Annotated in this window: 12 protein-coding genes; 6 read left to right on the top strand and 6 right to left on the bottom strand. The window is 64.6% G+C overall.

The features are described 5' to 3' along the window. Window positions 1–6: 6 nt before the first annotated feature. Both LOC60_RS10500 and LOC60_RS10495 read right to left on the bottom strand, forming a co-directional pair. Window positions 7–1,425 (bottom strand): MFS transporter, encoded by a 1,419-nt coding sequence (locus tag LOC60_RS10500; protein WP_230024966.1) that lies wholly within the window; start codon window positions 1,423–1,425, stop codon window positions 7–9. Window positions 1,426–1,602: 177 nt separating this feature from the next. Then, the gene (locus tag LOC60_RS10495) at window positions 1,603–3,009 is read right to left on the bottom strand and encodes an NAD(P)H-quinone dehydrogenase (protein WP_230024964.1); all 1,407 of its coding nucleotides are present in this window, start codon (window positions 3,007–3,009) and stop codon (window positions 1,603–1,605) included. Window positions 3,010–3,100: 91 nt separating this feature from the next. Between LOC60_RS10495 and LOC60_RS10490 the strand changes: the two genes are divergently transcribed. From LOC60_RS10490 to LOC60_RS10480, 3 genes are read left to right on the top strand one after another with little or no spacing between them, the layout of a single operon-like run. Then, window positions 3,101–3,901, top strand: a complete 801-nt coding sequence (locus tag LOC60_RS10490) for a purine-nucleoside phosphorylase (protein ID WP_230024962.1) — start codon at window positions 3,101–3,103, stop codon at window positions 3,899–3,901. A 48-nt stretch (window positions 3,902–3,949) separates the two neighbouring features. After that, the gene (locus tag LOC60_RS10485) at window positions 3,950–5,713 is read left to right on the top strand and encodes a phospho-sugar mutase (RefSeq protein ID WP_230024960.1); all 1,764 of its coding nucleotides are present in this window, start codon (window positions 3,950–3,952) and stop codon (window positions 5,711–5,713) included. An 18-nt stretch (window positions 5,714–5,731) separates the two neighbouring features. Further along, on the top strand, window positions 5,732–6,289 hold the full coding sequence (locus LOC60_RS10480; RefSeq protein ID WP_230024958.1) for a dihydrofolate reductase family protein: 558 nt from the start codon (window positions 5,732–5,734) through the stop codon (window positions 6,287–6,289). Window positions 6,290–6,331: 42 nt separating this feature from the next. Here the strand turns inward: LOC60_RS10480 and LOC60_RS10475 are convergent, their stop codons facing one another. The 3 genes from LOC60_RS10475 to LOC60_RS10465 form a co-directional block, all read right to left on the bottom strand. Continuing rightward, entirely contained in the window at window positions 6,332–7,906 is a 1,575-nt protein-coding gene (locus LOC60_RS10475; protein ID WP_230024956.1) for a putative bifunctional diguanylate cyclase/phosphodiesterase, read from the bottom strand. Next, window positions 7,903–8,313: a DUF7793 family protein gene (locus tag LOC60_RS10470; protein ID WP_230024954.1), complete on the bottom strand. Its 411-nt coding sequence runs from the start codon at window positions 8,311–8,313 to the stop codon at window positions 7,903–7,905. Before LOC60_RS10470 ends, LOC60_RS10475 begins: the two co-directional genes overlap by 4 nt. A 227-nt stretch (window positions 8,314–8,540) precedes the next feature. Continuing rightward, on the bottom strand, window positions 8,541–9,569 hold the full coding sequence (locus tag LOC60_RS10465) for a hypothetical protein (RefSeq protein WP_230024952.1): 1,029 nt from the start codon (window positions 9,567–9,569) through the stop codon (window positions 8,541–8,543). A 529-nt stretch (window positions 9,570–10,098) separates the two neighbouring features. Between LOC60_RS10465 and deoC the strand changes: the two genes are divergently transcribed. The 3 genes from deoC (at window position 10,099) to LOC60_RS10450 (ending at window position 11,335) form a co-directional block, all read left to right on the top strand. Next, window positions 10,099–10,773, top strand: a complete 675-nt coding sequence (gene deoC / locus LOC60_RS10460) for a deoxyribose-phosphate aldolase (RefSeq protein WP_230024950.1) — start codon at window positions 10,099–10,101, stop codon at window positions 10,771–10,773. A gap of 39 nt (window positions 10,774–10,812) precedes the next feature. After that, window positions 10,813–11,064 carry a hypothetical protein gene (locus LOC60_RS10455; RefSeq protein WP_230024948.1) on the top strand — a complete coding sequence of 84 codons (252 nt, stop codon included), beginning with the start codon at window positions 10,813–10,815 and terminating at the stop codon, window positions 11,062–11,064. Between the two features lie 133 nt (window positions 11,065–11,197). Then, window positions 11,198–11,335 (top strand): hypothetical protein, encoded by a 138-nt coding sequence (locus LOC60_RS10450; RefSeq protein ID WP_230024946.1) that lies wholly within the window; start codon window positions 11,198–11,200, stop codon window positions 11,333–11,335. A gap of 9 nt (window positions 11,336–11,344) precedes the next feature. Here the strand turns inward: LOC60_RS10450 and mfd are convergent, their stop codons facing one another. Then, entirely contained in the window at window positions 11,345–14,944 is a 3,600-nt protein-coding gene (mfd, locus tag LOC60_RS10445; protein ID WP_230024945.1) for a transcription-repair coupling factor, read from the bottom strand. Window positions 14,945–15,156: the final 212 nt, after the last annotated feature.

Genomic DNA, 15,156 nt, shown 5'->3' with positions numbered 1-15,156 from the left:
AACCGGCTAGAGGACCTTCACGGCCTCGCTGGAATTGTTTTCGTAGTCGACGTCGCGCGTCTCCTTGGTCACGAACAGCGCGATCAGGGTCAGCACCGCCATGGAGGACAGGTAGATGCCCACCAGCCACGGGCTGCCGTCGGCGGCCTGCCAGAGGGCAACGGCGATGAACGGAGCCACGGCCGCACCCAGGATCGAGGAGAAGTTGTAGGCAATCGCCGAGCCTGTGTAGCGCACGTTGGTCGGGAAGAGTTCCGGCAGCAGGGCTCCCATGGGCCCGAAGGTCAGGCCCATCAGGGTGAAGCCGATGATCAGCAGCGCCATGACGCCCACGGTGCCGCCGTCGAACAGCGGCGCGAAGGTGAAGCCGAAGGCGAAGATCCCGGCGGTCACCACCAGCAGCGTCTTGCGCCGGCCGTACTTCTCCGCCAGCGGCCCGGCCACCAGGGTGAAGATGCCGAAGAACACCACGCCGATGATCAGCATGATCAGGAAGTCGTTGCGGGCGTAGCCCAGACCGGCGGCAAAGGCCTCCGGGTCGAACGCCTTGCCTGCCTTCTCGGCCGCGGCACGGGCCGCTTCCTCGGTCTTGGCGGTCGTGCCGTAGGACAGGGTGAAGGTGGTCATCAGGTAGAAGAGCACGTACGTGGCCAGCATGATGAACGTGCCGGCAATCATCTGGCGCCAGCTGAACCGGAACGCCTGGCCCAGGGGCAGCTTCTTCACTTCACCGGAATCGAGCGCCTTCTGGAAGGCCGGAGTCTCGACCAGCTTCAGCCGGACATAGAGTCCGATGATGACCATCACGGCGCTGGCCAGGAACGGCACGCGCCAGCCCCAGCCCATGAACTGCTCATCGGTCAGCTGCATGCTCAGCAGCAGGAACAGGCTGTTGGCCAGGATGAACCCGATGGGTGCGCCCAGTTGCGGGAACGTTCCCCACACCGCACGCTTGTTCGCCGGTGCGTTTTCCGTGGCGAGCAGCGCAGCGCCGCTCCATTCCCCGCCGAGGGCCAGACCCTGGGCGAAGCGCATAACCACCAGGAGGGCGGGAGCCCAGAAGCTCCAGCCGGCCATGTCCGCAGTCGGCAGGCAGCCGATCAGGAACGTGGCAATGCCCATGGTCAGCAGCGAGGCGACCAGGGTTCCCTTGCGGCCCACCTTGTCCCCGAAGTGCCCGAAAATGATCGAGCCGAGCGGGCGGGCAATAAAGGCCACCCCGAACACGGCGAAGGAACTCAGCAGTGCCGTGGCGCCCTCGGCCTCCGGGAAGAACAACCGGGGAAAAACGAGGACGGCGGCGGTTGCATAGACATAAAAGTCATAGAACTCAATGGAGGTGCCGATCAGGCTGGCAACAATAACGCGGCTCTTGGAATTGGCCTTGGCCGGCGCCGGCGCCGCGGAGGGTTTCGATGTAGACATTGGAAGTCTTTCGCAAGAGGAAGTGAAGTATCCACATCGTAGGAGCTTGCGTCCGTTATTTGAGATTTGTGTCCAAATACTGGACAAATATTTCACCGAACCGAAATCCGGGCAGAAAAAATCCCGCGCCCGCGGACGGATAATCCGCCGCGGACGCGGGATGGAGAAGGGAAATTCCTACAGGTGTACGTGCAGCCGCCGTGCGGCTTCCGAAATGGACCCGGTGAGGGACGGATACACGGCAAACGTGTTGGCGAGGTCATCCACGTGCAGCTTCTGGGTGACGGCGATGGCAATCGGGAAGATCAGCTCCGAGGCACGCGGTCCCACGACGACGCCGCCGATGACGCTGCCGGACCCCTTGCGGGCAATGATCTTCACAAAGCCCTCCTTGACGTCCATCATCTTGGCCCGTGCATTGGTGTGCAGGGACAGCTTGATGACGTCGCCCTGGTAGCGGCCCTCGGCCACGTCGGCCTCGGTGACGCCTACGGACGCAATCTCCGGGGAGGTGAAGATATTCGAAGCCACCGTCTTGAGCTTCAGCGGCCTCACGCCGTCGCCCATCAGGTGCGCCACCGCGATGCGGCCCTGCATGGCTGCCACGGACGCCAGGTTGAACACGCCGGTGCAGTCGCCTGCGGCGTAGACGTTGTCCGCCGTGGTGCGGGAGACGCCGTCGACCCGGATCTGGCCGCGTTCGTCCAGCTGCACGCCGGCCTCTTCCAGCCCGATCCCGGCGGTGTTCGGGATGGCACCCACGGCAACCAGGCAGTGGCTGCCCTCAAGGGTGCGTCCGTCCGAAAGCGTCACCAGCACGCCGTCGCCGGTGTTCTTCACGGAGTCGGCGCGGGACCTGCTGAGCACGGTCATCCCGCGGGCCTGGAAAACGTCTTCCAGCACGACGGCGGCGTCGGCGTCCTCGCCCGGCAGCACGCGGTCACGGCTGGAGATCAGCGTGACCTTGGTGCCCAGGCCGTTGTAGGCGGACGCAAATTCGGCGCCGGTCACGCCGGAGCCGATAACGATCAGGTGCTCCGGAACCTCGGTGAGGTTGTAAATCTGCTTCCAGGTGAAGATCCGTTCACCGTCAGGCACGGAGGTCTCCAGCTCGCGGGGGTTCGCGCCGGTGGCAATCAGCAGCGCCTCGGCCTTGACCGTCTCCACGGTGCCGTCGGCGGCGGTGACCTCGATGGTGGAGTTGTCCAGCAGCCGGCCGTCGCCGATCTTTACTTTCACTCCCACCCGTTCGAGGGTGCTGCGGATGTCGTTCGACTGTTCCTTGGCCAGGGCCAGCAGACGGTGGTTGACCACCTTCAGGTCCGCAAAGACAGGCGAGGCCACGTCCCCGAATTCCACGCCGAGGTTCCGCGCAGCGTTCATCCGGGTCATCACATCGGCAGTGGCGATCAGGGTCTTGGAGGGAACGACGTCGGTGAGCACTGCGGAGCCGCCCAACCCCTGCCGTTCGACAATGGTTACGTCCGCACCGAGGGATGCGGCCACGAGGGCAGCCTCATAGCCGCCGGGGCCCCCTCCGAGAATCGCAAGTTTCCGGGCAGTAAAATCTAGTTGGCTGGTCACAAGGCTCTATTCTGTCCCATCCCGTGACGGCGCTCAAACGGTGGCCGCCGGCGCGGACTCCGGCGGTCCCCGCAGGCTGTAAGTTTGTTAAGTGACTAACGACCCATTTGAACTTGCCCAGCAGGCCGCCGACTACATTGCAGAGCACACCGGCGTGCCCTCCCACGACATAGCCCTGGTGCTCGGCAGCGGCTGGGGTGAAGCCGCCGAACTGATCGGCGAGACCACCGCAACGCTCTCCGCCTCCGATATCCCGGGCTTCTCCGCCCCCTCCGTGCAGGGTCATGTGGGCACCATCCGCTCCGTCCTCACCACCGATGGAAAGCGCGCCCTGGTCCTGGGTGCACGCACCCACTACTACGAGGGCAAGGGCGTGCGCGCCGTCGTCCACGGTGTCCGCACCGCAGCTGCCGCGGGTGCGAAGGTCATGGTCCTCACCAATGGCTGCGGCGGGCTGAACCCCGAGTGGCAGCCGGGCACTCCGGTGCTCATCAGCGACCACCTGAACCTCACGGCTACGTCCCCGCTCGAAGGCGCCACCTTCGTGGACCTGACCGACCTTTACTCTTCGCGCCTGCGCGATGTGGCCCGCAGCGTAGATCCCACCCTTGACGAAGGCGTCTACGCACAGTTCACCGGCCCGCACTACGAAACCCCGGCCGAGGTCCGCTACGCCAAGACCATCGGCGCCGACCTGGTGGGCATGTCCACGGCACTCGAAGCCATTGCCGCACGGCACGCCGGCATGGAGGTCTTCGGCATCTCCCTGGTCACCAACCTCGCTGCCGGCATCAGCCCGGTGGCCCTGAGCCACGGTGAGGTCCTGGAAGCGGGCCAGGCCGCCGGACCGCGCATCTCCAAGCTGCTCGCCGAGATCATCAACAAGATCTAGCAGCTCCCGCCGCACAGCTATCCGCACCAGCAACATTAGGTATCCAACATGACTCTGATTCCCGCTGAACTTGAAGAACTCACCGCCTCCGCGCAGGAATGGGCGGACAGCGACCCCGACCCTGACACCGTGCGCCAGCTCCGTACCCTTCTGCGCACCATCGCGGACGGTACGGACGCCGGGGCTGCCGCAGCGGCGCAGGAGCTGGCCGACCGGTTTGCCGGCACGCTCGAGTTCGGAACCGCGGGGCTGCGTGCGGAGCTGGGCGCCGGACCCAACCGGATGAACCGCGTGGTGGTGCGCCGCACCGCCGCCGGTATCGCTTCCTTCCTGCAGGACACCGCCGGTGACAGCTGGACCCCCAGCGCCGTCATCGGGTACGACGCCCGGTACAAGTCGAAGGACTTCGCCCTGGAGACGGCCGCCGTTTTCGGCGCCGCGGGCATCGAAACGTTCCTACTCCCCTGCACGCTGCCGACGCCGCTGCTCGCCTATGCGGTGCGCGCCCTGGACACGGACGCGGGCGTGATGGTCACGGCCAGCCACAACCCGGCCGCGGACAACGGCTACAAGGTCTATCTGGGCGGCCGTACGGTCAAGGGCCCGGGCCGCGGCGCGCAGATTGTCACGCCTTACGACGCCGAGATCGCCGCGCGGATTGACTACACCGTGCCGCTGGGCTCCATCGAGCTGGCACCGGACGGCTACACGGAGGTCTCCGAGTCCCTGATCGCCGACTACATCGGTGCCGTGGACGATCTGGCCCACCGCGAAGGCTACCCGGCACGGGACCTGGACATTGTCCTGACGCCCATGCACGGCGTCGGCGGCGAAACCATGTCCGCCGTACTTCGCGGAGCCGGTTTCACCTCGGTGACCCTCGTTCCCGAGCAGGCGCTGCCGGACCCGGACTTCCCCACCGTTGCCTTCCCGAATCCGGAGGAGCCGGGCGCGCTGGACCTCGCCTTGAAGCTTGCCGCGGAACGGGATGCCGACCTGGTCCTGGCCAATGACCCCGACGCCGACCGCGCCGCCGTCGCCGCCAAGGATCCCGCCACGGGTGCTTGGCGGATGCTGCGCGGTGATGAAGTGGGTGCCCTGCTGGGCCGCCACATTGCCCGGCGGATCGCTGCCGGCCGCTGGAAGGTACGGGGTGAGAAAACCCGCTCCGGCGTGGTCTTTGCCAACTCGATTGTTTCCTCCCGTCTGCTGGCCCGCATCGCGGACGCTGCAGGATTCGAGCACCAGGAAACCCTGACCGGCTTCAAGTGGATCTCCCGGGTGCCGAAGCTGACCTACGGCTACGAGGAAGCGCTGGGCTACTGCGTGGCTCCCGGACTGGTCCGGGACAAGGACGGCATCTCCGCCGGCGTGCTCCTGGCCGAACTTGCGGCCTCCCTGAAGGCCTCCGGCCGGACCCTCTTCGACGAGCTCGACGAGCTCGCCCTGGCGCACGGCCTGCACCAGAGCGATCAGCTCTCCGTCCGGGTGGAGAACCTGGGCCTGCTCACGGAAATGATGCAGCGGCTGCGCGAGCACCCCCCTGCCTCCTTCGCCGGCTCCCCGGTGGAAACCGCCGTCGATCTTTCCGAAGGCGCCAACGGACTGCCTCCCACAGACGGGCTGCGGTACATTACCCGAAACAACACCCGGGTCATCATCCGCCCCAGCGGAACCGAGCCCAAGCTCAAGTGCTACCTCGAAGTGATTGAGCCCGTCGGTTCGGCGGCAGAGTTGCCGACTGCGCGTTCCAACGCACGTGCCACCCTGGACGCAGTGCTGGCGGATGTACGGACGGCCCTGGGACTTTAACCAGGCAAGGAGGCCGGCATGGGACGGCTGATCTACACAAGCATCACTTCGCTCGACGGGTACATAGCGGACGAGTCCGGTTCCTTTGACTGGAGCATGCCCGATGAAGCGGTCCACTCCTTCGTCAATGAGCTGGAGCGCGACGTACGCACGCATCTGCTGGGGCGGCAACTGTATGAGGTGATGGCTTACTGGGATGCCGTGCCCGCCGAGGACGAGCCGCCTGCCATCCACGAATACGCCCGGATCTGGCAGGCGGCGGACAAGGTGGTCTTTTCCCGTTCGCTCTCCGAGGTCTCCGCGCCGCGCACGCGGCTGGAGCGGGAGTTTCGTCCCGCTGCCGTGCGGGCGCTCGTGGAGGCGTCCGACGGCGACGTGTCCGTGGGCGCAGCGAACCTCGCCGGCCAGGCGCTGAAGGCTGGACTGGTCGACGAGCTGCAGCAGCTGCTCTCCCCCGTGATCGTCGGCGGCGGGAAGCGGTTCCTGCCGGACGGTCTGCGGCTGGACCTGGAACTGCTGGAGGAGAAACGCTTCGCCAACGGCGTCGTGTTCCTGCGGTACCGGGTCCGGAACTGAGCTTCTGTGCCCCGGGCGTCCCGTTAGGCCAGCAGTGTCCGGTTATGCCAGCAGTTCCGTGGCCAGCGGCAGGCGACTGCCGCTGGCCAGGAGCGTCCCCACCTGCTCGGCGGTGAGCGGCCGGCTGAAATAGTAGCCCTGGCCGCTGCAGCAGCCCATCTCCTGCAGTAGTTCAGCCTGTTGCAGGGTCTCTATCCCTTCGAAGACGGCTTCCATTCCGGCTGCCTGGATCAGCCTATGGACCGCGTCCACGAACTGCAGCTGCCCTTCGTCACGGCTGATTTCGGCGATCAGCGCACGGTCCACCTTGACGGTGTCCACCGGCAGGCGCCGCAGGTAGCTGATGGACGAATAGCCCGTGCCGAAATCGTCAATTTCCAAGCGGACACCCAGAGCCTTGAGCGATCTCATGGAGTAAGTCTCCACGTCCCCGCTGCCCACGAAGGCGCTCTCGGTGATTTCCAGGATCAGGTCCCGGGGTGCTGCGCCGGTTTCGCGCAACTGCGCCCGGGCATAGTCCGCGAGGTCCATGCTCTGCAGTTGGGACGGGGAGACATTGACGCGGATATGGAAGCCGTCCTGGTCCTGGCCCGCCGCACGCCAAGCCGCTAGCTGCTCCAGGGCCGACCGCATCACCCAGCGTCCGATCCCCAGGATGGCTCCGCTTTCCTCCGCCAGTGGAATGAAGATATCCGGCATGACCAGTCCCTGCGTCGGATGATCCCAGCGCAGGAGCACCTCCGCCCCCTGCATCTTTCCGGTGACCAGATCAACGACGGGCTGGAATGCCAACCGAAACTCGTTGCGTTCAATGGCATTACGTAGATCAGAGGCCATTTCCCGTCGCAACTGGCGGGCATAGAGCATTACCGGTTCAAATAACCGGACCAGGCCCGGCCCATCCTCCTTCGCCTTATACATGGCCGTGTCCGCGCGGAGCAGCAGATCCTCGGCGGATTGCCCGGACTCAGCCAGATGCACGCCGATGCTGGCACGAGGCCAAATGTCCAGTCCCTCCAGAACGGTCCGCACTCCCAAAGCCGCCTGGATCCTTTCCGCGGCCGCGAGTGCCGATAACCTCGAAACCCCGGGGAGCAGAACCGCAAACTCGTCACCGCCGAGCCGCGCTACGACGCTTTCCTCCGGCACCGAGGCGAGCAACCGTGCCGCTACGTCCTGCAACACCAGGTCCCCGGCCTTGTGTCCAAAGCTGTCGTTGATTTCCTTGAACCCATCCAAATCGATCATCAGCACGGCCGGTGCGGACTCCCTACCATCCCAGTCCGTCAGAGACTGCTGGACCTGCTGCATCAAGTCGATCCGGTTACTCAGTCCGGTGAGCGGATCCGAAAGCGCCATCCGCTGCACCTGTTGGTGCGCTTCGCGGAGTTCCAGCGTGCGGGACTCCACCCGCTGCTCCATGTCCTGGTACATGTCGTCCAGTTCCGCTGCCAGGAGGTTAATGCCCGTGCTGACGGCATCAACCTGGTCGCGGGCAGATGAAACCGGAATTCGGGAGGCGAGGTTTCCCGCTGCGATCCTGACAATGCCTTCGACGATCTGGCCGAGGCGCGGGTCCGCCGGCTGGTCCCCGGCTCCCTCTTGTGAACGAATCACGTGTCGTACCTTCTAAGCCAGGTCAGGGCATCGTCTTCCTGCGAAAAATACTTGGTGGGACAAGGCTGGACCTCTCCGCCAAGCAGGAAATTCGCGATCACCCGGTCCACCGGAGAAACACCAATGACGGCGACGGCGGACAGGGAACGTGCAGCACTGAAGACGTCCCGGGCACTACGGGAAATAGATTCCACACCCGTCAGTGTCAGCAGCAGCGGGAGACTGTGCGCAGCCGCCAGACGGTCGATCTTTTCGGCAACGGCGACAGCCATGGACCCGGTAATCACCTCGTTTGGAGGCAGTACCAGCACGAGGTGTCCCTCATCCGCCAGATTTACCAGGGCTTCGCCGGGCGATGAAGGGTTTTGGATCCCGATTCCAGAATCGGGTCCTGCACTTTTAGACATGCTCCGGAGCGAGCTGTCGCTGTGCGGGCCGGAGCTGTTGTGCTGCACCGTTTCCTGTCTTGTCATAGCTTCCCCCAAGTCGCCGCGCAGGACCTCAATGCAGCGGAATATGCCTTACCGTACCGGTGCTTCCGGAGTCACCGCGTGGAATCGGTAGCCCAGCTCGTAGTATGCGCCTTTATTACTCATTCATCGAGATGCTGAAACCTGAATTCGGTGACTTGCGATTATGCGACCGGCTCTCCACCTGTGTCAATGAGTTCCCGTGATTCGGACGCATACACGTCAGCCCCCAGCTTGGTAAAGATGCTTTCACATTGCATCGCGCAGTTCCTGGCTTCGGTTTTACGATCCAAGGAGTAGAGGCAGCGCGCCAGAAGCAGCAATGAGCGTCCCTGCAGGAAGGGATGGCTATCTGAGGCTTGCCTTTCCACCGAACGCAGCAGCCTTTCTGCCGTACTCGCGCTTCCCGACTCAAATTCCCACCAAGCCCGCGTTATAAGCATTTCAATTCGGTCTATCTCAGCCACACCAGCGACTTCAAAGGCCACCTCGGCTCGCCTGATGCATTCACCGGTCTCTTCTTCCACAAGTCCGGCTGCCAGACGAAAATGGGCGGATGCCTTGTTGAATTGCGCCCAGTTCCGGACATCACTCACGGAGGCTAAGTCCTCCGCCGCCCGCCGGTGGTACTTCAATCCTTCTTCGATCCGGGCCGACACAAAGGCTGCGTTGCCAATCGCCCAGCACGCGATGCCTTTCACCCGCGGGCTCGCCTCGGAGGACACCATGGTGGCGAGATTCATAGCCTCCTCCCACGCTCCCTCGGTATCCCCCTCTTCGGCAAGCGCTGCAACAAGCACGTGTTGAACGTTGAGCCGGCTCCCTGACGGAAGCACCTCCTGCGGGACGTTCGACGCTTCACGGGCAGCGGCAAGCGCCCCGCTCATCTCGCCCTTGTCCTGCAGTGCATGGGTTATCAGTACTCTTGCCCGGGATTGATAATCGGGAAAGTCGTTGATCGCCTCGGTCGCGAGCAGGGCTTTGCCGGTGGCGAAACACGCTTCGACCTGTCCCAATTCAAGTTGAAGCTCCGCAATGTTGAACGTCATGCGGCAGAAACCCCGATTGTCTGCAGTTGCGACCGCAGCCTGCGCCGCCAGGCGGGAATACTCAATCGCGGAAGCATACTCCCGTCGGGCTTTTGCTTGTGCGGCACGGTATTCGTTCAAAACGAAGACTGTATTGCTGTCCATGGCAAGGGCACCTTCTGGTAGTAAAAATCCCGCGGGACTGGACTCTATTGTCATGGCATACCGCCGATTCCTCAAAAGATATGACGCACGCCGCCTCCGTCAATTCTTACCAGCTGTCCAGGTTGTCCTCAGTTTTTCTACAAGAAAGATCCGAGTGCAGCGATGTCGTCAAAATGTGTAGCTATACTTCAGGTGTCTTGATGAGCCCGTTCAATTGAGGAGTAGAAATGAAGAAACTCGGTGCAGCACTGTTGCTATCAGCCGTAATTGCGGGAGCGGGTGTCGCAGCACCGGCAGCGGCCTCTGCCGCTCCGGCCTCCCAGTCACCCGGCAAGCTAGTCCAGCCGTTCGGCATGTGGCCGCACACGCAGTAAATCCCGTCAGGGCCCGGATGAACCGCTAAGACGCGGGGCACCCGGGCCTTTGTCGTTTCCGGCGTGCAACCTAGGTACGTTGCCCGTCGATTACAGCCCGCCGCGGCCGTGATCTCGACCACGCGGCACCACTGCCTTGTGGCAAGATGGATCCCATGTCTACACCCATTGCCTCGTATATTGATCACACGCTCCTCAAACCCGAGGCCAGCCGCGACGACATCCTCCGGGTCTGCTCCGAAGCCGCTGAATACCAGTTCAAGTCCGTCTGCGTTAACCCGATCTGGGTCGGCACGGTCCGCAACGCCCTGAAGGGCAGCGGAGTGCTTACCTGCTCGGTTATCGGCTTCCCGCTGGGAGCCACCACCACCGAGGTGAAGGTCTTCGAAGCCCAGGGCGCCCTTCAGGACGGCGCAGATGAGATCGACATGGTCATCGACATCGCCGCAGCCCGCCGCGGAGACCGGGCCGCCCTGGTCCGCGACATCGCAGCGGTAGCCGACGCCGTCCACGCTGCCGGCGGGATCCTCAAGGTCATCATCGAAACGTCCCTGCTCAACGATGAGCAGAAGGTCCTGGCCTGCGAAGCCTCCGTCGAGGCAGGAGCCGATTTCGTCAAGACCTCCACCGGTTTCAACGGCGGCGGAGCCACGGCCGAAGACGTCGCACTGATGCGCCGCACCGTCGGCCCGGACCTCGGAGTCAAGGCTTCCGGAGGTGTCCGATCGCTCGAAGATGCCCGGGCAATGATCGACGCCGGCGCCACGCGTATCGGGGCAAGCTCCGGAATCGCTATTGTTAATGGAAGCAAAGCCACGTCGGACTACTGACCGGCATAGCTACTGACACTTTTTGAAACGGAGAACTTCATGGTTGGAACACGGTCAAAGCAGCCTTCACACTCGGGCGAGGGCCATCTGGTCAGCAACGTCCTCATCTTCACCGTGATGTTCGCCATCTTCCTTGGCGCCATCTACGCGGTGAACTTCCTGACGCTGGACAATGTCTGGCCGATGGCTGTCCTGCTGATCGCCGCCACCGGGATGTACCTCGTGGCATTCAGCATCGGCCGTTCCGACACCACCACCGAGCTGGCCAAGGGCTACTCGCACAACGAGTAGCCACATCACGCAGACAGCGATGCACTCCAGTCCGCGGGCTGGGGTGCATCGCTGTTTAACTGAGTAGTGGCCGGGGGGAAGCAGGTGTCTCCTACTCTTAGCTGCCTGAGACCACGATCCCTAGATTCAACACATGACTACCACCATGACCCGCAGGGAATGGCGCCGGGACCGGGCCCGGCAGCAGCGCATCGTCCTCGTCGGTTACGCGGTACTCGCTACCTGCGTAGTGGCCGCCGCCGCCGTCTTCGTCATTGCGGTGATGGGCTAGCCAGACGTTCTACTCCTTGAATACTGCGTCCAGCACCTGCTTGGCCCAGGCGAGGATTTCGGCGTCCACCAGATCCCGCCCGCCGATCCTGGCGGTCTTCGGCTTGGGCACCAGTACGGCATTCAACGCCGGCTTGACGAGCGCCCCGGGGTACATGCGCTGCAGCCGCATGGTCCGCGATTCGGGCAGGTCCGCCGGCGCGAACTTAATGAAGTTGCCCTGCTGCGCGATGTCGGTCAGCCCGGCGGCGCGTGCATCCACCCGGAAGCGGGCCACATCGATGAGGTTCTTCACTTCCTGCGGCGGCTCGCCGTAACGGTCCACCAGTTCGGCCAGGACCTCGTCGATCGCCTCGTTGGTCACTGCCGAGGCCAGTTTGCGGTAGGCCTCCAGCCGCAGCCGCTCCCCCGGCACGTAGTCGTGCGGGAGATGGGCATTGACCGGCAGCTCGATTTTCATTTCCGCTGCCTTTTCCTCGGCCTCGCCGCGGTAGTCGGCCACGGCTTCGCCCACGAGCCGGATGTACAGGTCAAAGCCGACGCCGGCAATGTGGCCGGACTGCTCCCCGCCCAGCAGGTTGCCGGCCCCGCGGATCTCCAGGTCCTTCATGGCCAGCTGCATGCCCGCACCGAGTTCGTTGTGCGTGGCCACGGCCTTCAGCCGCTCCAGGGCCACCTCGCCCAGCGGCTTCTCGGACGGGTACAGGAAGTAGGCGTAGGCCCGCTCCCGGCCGCGGCCCACCCGGCCGCGCAGCTGGTGCAGCTGCGAAAGCCCGAAGTGGTCCGCCCGGTCCACGATCAGGGTGTTGGCGTTGGAGATATCCAGGCCCGTTTCGATAATGGTGGTGCAGACCAGCACGTCGAAACGCTTCTCCCAGAAGTCCACAATGATCTGCTCGAGCTTGGACTCGCTCATCTGGCCGTGGGCGACGGCGATACGTGCCTCCGGGATCAGCTCGCGCAGGTGCGCGGCGGTCCGGTCAATCGAGGAGACGCGGTTGTGGACAAAGAAGACCTGGCCCTCGCGCATCAGTTCGCGGCGGATGGCCGCGGAAGCCTGCTTGTCGGTGTAGGGGCCCACGTAAGTGAGCACCGGGTGCCGTTCCTCCGGCGGGGTGGCCAGCGTGGAGGTTTCGCGGATCCCGGTCAGGGACATCTCCAGGGTGCGGGGAATCGGGGTGGCGCTCATGGCCAGCACGTCCACATTGGTGCGCATCTTCTTCAGCGCTTCCTTGTGTTCGACGCCGAAGCGCTGTTCCTCATCCACGATCACCAGGCCCAGGTCCTTGAACTGGACTTCCTGCGACAGCAGGCGGTGTGTGCCGATGACCACGTCCACGGCGCCGTTCTTTACGCCTTCGACCACTTCCTTTGCTTCCTTGGCTGTCTGGAAACGGGACAGCGTCTGCACCCGGACCGGGAAGCCGGAGAACCGTTCGGCGAAGGTCTCCACGTGCTGCTGGGCCAGCAGCGTGGTCGGCACCAGCACGGCCACCTGCTTGCCGTCCTGCACGGCCTTGAACGCCGCCCGGACAGCAATCTCCGTCTTGCCGTAGCCCACGTCGCCGGAGACCAGCCGGTCCATGGGCACTTCGCGCTCCATGTCCGCCTTGACCTCGTTGATGGTGGTCAGCTGGTCCGGGGTCTCGATGTAGGGGAAGGCTTCCTCGAGTTCACGCTGCCACGGGGTGTCCGCAGCGAAGGCGTGGCCCTTGGACGCCATCCGTGCGGAATAGAGCCGGATCAGCTCGCCCGCAATCTCCTTGACCGCCTTGCGCGCGCGGCTCTTGGTCTTGGCCCAGTCGGAGCCGCCCATCTTGGACAGGACGGGCGTTTCGCCACCCACATAGCGGGTGATCTGGTCCAGCTGGTCGGTGGGGACAAACAACCGGTCCCCGGGGGCCCCGCGCTTGGAGGAGGCGTATTCGAGCACCATGTACTCCCGCACCGTCTTGTTGGTGCCGGCTCCGGTGGCCCGCTGGATCAGTTCGATGAACTTGCCCACGCCGTGCTGCTCATGGACCACAAAGTCGCCCTCCTGCAGCTGCAGGGGGTCGACGGCGTTGCGCCGCTTGGAGGGCATCTTGCGCATGTCGCGGGTGGAGTAGGCACTCGCGCGGCCGAGCAGGTCCGCTTCTGTCAGCAGGCCGGTCTTGAGGTTGTCGAAGACATACCCGCGGCCGGCGCTTGCCGTGGTGATGGAGATGACCCCGGGCCGCGGTTCCTCATCCACGGAATCCACCAGGGCGGCGGGGATGTCGTTCTCCTTGAAGAGCTCGGCCAGGCGGGCAGCCGGGCCCGGGCCTTCAGTCACCACCACCACGCGCCAGGCGTCCCGGACACGGCCGCCGATGAAGTCCATCATTTCCGCAACATCGCCCCGGTACCCCCGGGGTTCCCGGGCATTGATGGTCATGGTATCGATGTCCAGGACGGTTTCGTCATCGGGGTTGAAGGAGGTGATGGACCACCAGGCCACGTCATTGGCATGCGCGGCAGTGCGCGTGTCCGCCAGGGAACGGAAACTGGCAGCGTCGAGGTCGGCAGTAAGCGCGGCGGAGAGATCCAGGGGCGCCGCACCGCCGTCGGACGCCGTGGCCCACGCGGCGGCCAGGAACTCCTCGTTGGTGGCGGCTAGGTCATGGGCACGTGCCCGGACCTTTTCGGGCTCGATCACCACGGCAATGGAGCCGCGGGGCAATTCGCCCATCAGCGGGACCATGGAGTCCACCAGGACGGGGGCGAGCGATTCCATGCCCTCCACCGCAATCCCGCCGGCGATCTTCTCCAGCATGTCGGCGGCCGCCGGCATCTGGTCCTTGAGCTTCGCGGCGCGGCTCATGACCGACGGCGTGATCAGGATTTCGCGGCAGGGCGGGGCGTAGAGCTCGGAAGGGTGGGTGATGTGCTCCCCGGTGAGGGTCCGCTGATCCGCCACCGCGAACCAGCGCATGGAATCCACTTCGTCGCCGAAGAAGTCGATGCGGACGGGGTGGTCCTCGGTGGGCGGGAAGACGTCCAGGATGCCGCCGCGCACGGCGAATTCGCCCCGGTGGGAGACCATGTCCACCCGTGCGTAGGCGGCTTCCGCCAGTGCGGACACCACGGAGTCGAAGGGCTGCTCCTGGCCCACCTTCAGGGCCACGGGTTTAAGTTCACCCAGTCCGGCAACCAGCGGCTGGACCACGGCGCGCACCGGGGCAACCACAATCTGCACCGGCGCGGTTTCCGGGTGCTCCAGCCGGCGGAGCACCGACAGCCGCCGCCCCACTGTGTCGGAGCGCGGTGAAAGCCGCTCGTGCGGCAGGGTCTCCCAGCTGGGGAATTCCTCGATCCCGGCCAGCGGGAGGTAGCTGCGCAGGGCCGCGGCCAGATCCTCGGCTTCGCGTCCCGTGGCCGTAACGGCCAGCACCACCGGCGGCACACCGTCGCCGGTGGCGGCCGCGGCCAGCCCGTCCACAACTTCCGCCAGCAAGGCGGCGCGCATACCCTGCGGTGCACCTATCTGCAGGTCTTCGCTGCGGCCTGCTGGAGGCCGGGAGGAAAGGGTCCGCACCCTTGCGTACGAGGGGTCCTCAGCGAGGGCGGCACGCAGTCCGTTCAGGCTCATGGGGGTGGTTTCTCCTTCATGACGGCAACGCAAATACCCGAAGTTCACAAATGGAACCCCGGGGTTTTCTTCCACATTACCTGCTGACGGGGCTATGGTCCGGCCCTCGGAGCTGAGAGCGGAAACCACAGAAAAGCGGGAGGCCGCTGTACGGCCTCCCGCCGTTGTGTTTGCCCCGGCCCCCCCCCGCGCGGCTGTGGTGGGGAGTGGGT

This window comes from Arthrobacter sp. zg-Y769, from assembly GCF_020907405.1.
In the GTDB taxonomy this organism is placed as follows: domain Bacteria; phylum Actinomycetota; class Actinomycetes; order Actinomycetales; family Micrococcaceae; genus Arthrobacter_B.
The sequence above is the reverse complement of the archived record's forward strand: the minus strand, read 5'-3'. Positions and strand labels throughout refer to the sequence as shown.